This window comes from Kineococcus indalonis (assembly GCF_009906395.1).
Taxonomy (GTDB): Bacteria; Actinomycetota; Actinomycetes; order Actinomycetales; family Kineococcaceae; genus Kineococcus; species Kineococcus indalonis.
In genome coordinates this window covers 1-3,572 of the sequence record NZ_JAAALM010000426.1, presented here as the reverse complement: position 1 = coordinate 3,572, position 3,572 = coordinate 1, and the positions used below count along the sequence as shown (strand labels likewise).

Sequence of the window (3,572 nt, the reverse complement as noted above, 5' to 3'; positions counted from 1 at the left end):
GCGCGACGGTGAGGACGGCACCGACGTCCCCGCCCGGGACACGTGCACCAGCGTCGCGGACCTGGCGGTGACCCTCATCGTCTTCCTCGTCGTCGGTGCGGGGGGTACCGGTGGGGGGTCGGCCGGACACGGGGCCTCCGCTGCTGCGGTGGTGTGCGGTCCCCGCCGCTTCCGGGGCCCGGCCGTCGCGGGGCGCCGGCACCACCACGGTAGGTGAGCAGCGCTCACCCGGCGAGCCGGCGGGCGCGGCAGCGGGCGGGGCCGTCAGTACTCGACGCGGAACCCGCCGACCAGCGAGAGGCGGTTGCCGTCCGGGTCCTCCAGGGCCACCAGCCGCACGCCCCGGCTCGCCCCCCGCACCGGCCCGGGCGTCAGGCCGCGCCCGCGCAGCTCGGCCACCGCGGCGTCGAGGTCGGCCACGGCCAGGTTCAGCAGCCCCGTGCCGGCGCGCCCGGCGTCCTGGAACACCTGCACCCAGCCGGCCGTGGTGACCCGCCACTCCGCCAGCGTCGCCATGGGCCGGTTGTCCGGCTCGCGCCCGAACAGGCGCGCGTACCAGTCCTGCGCGCTCGCCACCTCGCGCACCGGCACCACGGCCAGGACGTGCTCCACCTGCACGGCGCTCACCCGCTCCCGTCCCCGTCGTCCCGAGCCCGTCCCTGCCGCGCTCGTCCCTGCCGCGCTCGTCGTGGGGTGGACCGCGGCGGGCGGCGGGACTCACCGGTGCGGGCGGGGGGACCCTCGCGGGGGCCGCCCCGCCCGCGGGCGGGCTGCTCAGTTCAGCGCGCGGGTGCCCTCCGGGACGCCGCCGCCGGCGTGGATCGCGCGGGCGGCGTCCTGCAGCGCGGTCAGCGCCACCCGCTGCGTCAGCGGGCCGTAGCTGAGGCGCGCCACGCCCAGCTCGGCCAGGCGCGCCTGGCCGGGCACGCCGGGGAAGCCGATGACGCTGAGCGTGCCGCGGCCCAGGCCGGCCACGAGCTGCTGCACGTCGTCGTCGGTGAGGGCGCCGGGCACGAACACGCTGGTGGCGCCGGCCTCCAGGTAGGCCCTGCCGCGCTCGACGGCGTCGGCGAGGACCTGCTCGCGGGGGCGGTCGCCGCCGCGCACGAACGCGTCGGTGCGGGCGTTGAGGACGAACGGCACGCCCTCGGCCTCGCCGGCGGCCACGACGTCCTGCACGACGCGCACCGACTCGGCCAGCGGGCGCAGCTGGTCCTCGACGTTGGCGCCGACGACGCCCACGCCGATCGCGCGGCGCACCGTCTCGCCGGCGTTCCCGAAACCGCCGTCGAGGTCGGCGGTCACCGGCAGGTCGCCGGCGGCCAGGACGATGCGCTCGACCATGCCCAGCGCCAGGTCCAGCGGGATCTGCTCGCCGTCGGCGTAGCCGAACGTCGAGGCGATGGAGTGCCCGGCGGTGGCCAGGGCCCTCGTGCCCGGCTCGGCGGCCACGACGGCGGCGCTGACGGCGTCCCAGACGTTGACGAGGACGAGGAGCTCGGGGTCGGTGTGCAGGCGGCGCAGCTCGGCGGCCTTCTGTGCGGGGTCCACGGGCCCGACCCTGCCACGCCCCCGGGGCGCGGCGCACCGGGGGCGCCCGGGGGCGCGGTGCGGTGCGCCCCCGGTGCGCTCAGCCGTGCACGCCGCGGGCCGTGGCCGTGCACAGCAGGCCCACCACGTCCCACCAGGAGGTGACCACGGCGCAGGCGCCGGCCTCGCGCAGCGCCGCCTGCCGCCCGGCGCGCTCGGCGGGTGCGACGAAGAGCAGGTTGCCGATCGCGGGGCACCCGGCGGCCACCGCCGAGGCGACCCCGGGCACCGAGCCCTCCACCGCGAGGGCCTGCCCGGCCCCCAGGCCCAGGCACTGCTCCGCGAACCGGTGGACGGCCGGGTCGGGGGCGGCGGCCGGGGCCGGCAGGCAGTCGTCGGCGCTGAAGCGCAGCTCCGGCGGGAAGCACCCGGCCACGCCGGCGGTCCCCCGGCCGGGTCCTCGCCCGGTCCCTCGACGAAGAGGCCGGCGTCGGCGTCGCACAGCACCCAGCGCACCTCGCGCAGGGCACGGGCCACGTCGCCGCGGCCGGGCATCACGCCGCCGACTCGCGGGCCCTGGCCGGGGGCTGCGCCGGCACGCCGGCGCGCAGGGCGGCCGCGGCCTCCAGCGGACCGGCCTCCAGGGCGCGCAGCGCCTCGCGCAGCTCGCGCTGCAGGACCACGCTGTCGCCGAAGCCGGCGAACACGTCGCGCTGGTGCAGCAGCGGGCCGGGGTCGGTGCCGCCGCTGCGGGCGGCCGCCGTGAGCCGGTCGGCGTTGGCGTCCTGCACGTCGATGGGGTGCCCGGCGTGGTCGACGCCGCGCAGGTAGCGCAGCCACGCGGCCAGCGCCAGCACGAGGTGCCGGCGCGGGCGGTTGTGGTCCACCGCCTGGCGCAGCGAGGGCAGCAGGTAGTCGGGGACCTTCGTGCTGCCCCGCCGGCACAGCCGGGTCAGCCGGTCGCCGACGCGCGGGTTGGAGAAGCGCTCCACCAGCGTGGCGCAGTACCGCGGCAGGTCGATGCCGGGCACGTCCAGCAGCAGCGCCGAGGCCTCGGCGAGGAAGCCCTCGACGTAGGCGCGCACCCGGGGGTCGGCCATCGCCTCGTCGGTGGTGGCGAACCCGGCGAGCGAGCCGAGGTAGCCCAGGGCGCAGTGCGCGCCGTTGAGCAGGCGCGTCTTCATCACCTCGTAGGGCAGCACGTCCGGGGCGAACTGCACGCCCACCTGCTCCAGCGGCGGGCGGCCGGCGCAGAAGGAGTCCTCCACGACCCACTGCGAGAACGGCTCGGTGACCACCGGCCAGCGGTCGCCCAGCCCGTACCGGCGCGCGAGCTCCTCGCGGTCCTCCGCGCAGGTCTCGGGGGTGATGCGGTCCACCATGCTGCTGGGGAAGGTGACGTTCGCGGCGATCCAGTCCGCCAGCTCCGCGTCGCGCAGGTGGGCGGTGGCCAGCACGGCCTCGCGGGTGCGCGCGCCGTTGTGCTGCACGTTGTCGCAGGAGAGGACGGTGAACGGGCCGGTGCCGCGCCGGCGGCGCCGGTCCAGGGCCTCCACGAGGTAGCCGAACACCGTGCCGGGCTCGTGCGGCTGCTCGACGTCGGCGGCCACCTCCGGCACCGAGGGGTCCACGGCGTCGTCGGCGGGGTAGGCGCTGCCGGTGATGGTGAGGGTGACCAGCCGGGTGCGCGGGTCGGCCAGCCGCTCCAGCACCGCCTCGGGGTCGTCGGGGGCGTACAGGTAGTCCACGAGCACGCCCACCACGCGCACCTCGTCGTGCTGCGGGCCGCGCACGACGACGCTGTAGAGGTTGTCCTGCGGGGCCAGGGCGTCGCGCATCCGGGAGCTGTGCAGGCCCACGCCGACCACGCCCCAGCCCGTCTCGCCGCGGCGGGCCAGGTCGTCCAGGTACACCGCCTGGTGCGCGCGGTGGAAACCGCCCACGCCCAGGTGGACCACGGCCGGCACGAGCGCGGACCGGTCGTAGCCGGGGGCCTGGACCCCGGGCGGCGGGGATCCGGCGACCTCGGGGCACAGCGGGGT

4 protein-coding genes are annotated in these 3,572 nt (G+C 78.1%); all 4 read right to left on the bottom strand.

Annotated elements, in window-relative coordinates:
• Nucleotides 1–264 precede the first annotated feature (264 nt).
• Nucleotides 265–627, bottom strand: coding sequence for a VOC family protein (locus GTR00_RS16880; RefSeq protein WP_205706023.1), 363 nt, complete (start codon nt 625–627; stop codon nt 265–267).
• A gap of 147 nt (nt 628–774) precedes the next feature.
• Complete coding sequence (locus GTR00_RS16875; RefSeq protein ID WP_166612746.1) at nt 775–1,551, bottom strand: isocitrate lyase/PEP mutase family protein; 777 nt, start codon at nt 1,549–1,551, stop codon at nt 775–777.
• 79 nt (nt 1,552–1,630) lie between these two features.
• Complete coding sequence (locus tag GTR00_RS16870) at nt 1,631–1,966, bottom strand: HAD family hydrolase (RefSeq protein ID WP_166612745.1); 336 nt, start codon at nt 1,964–1,966, stop codon at nt 1,631–1,633.
• 118 nt (nt 1,967–2,084) lie between these two features.
• On the bottom strand, nt 2,085–3,572 hold a 1,488-nt coding region (locus GTR00_RS16865; protein WP_205706022.1), incomplete at its 5' end, for a mannitol dehydrogenase family protein.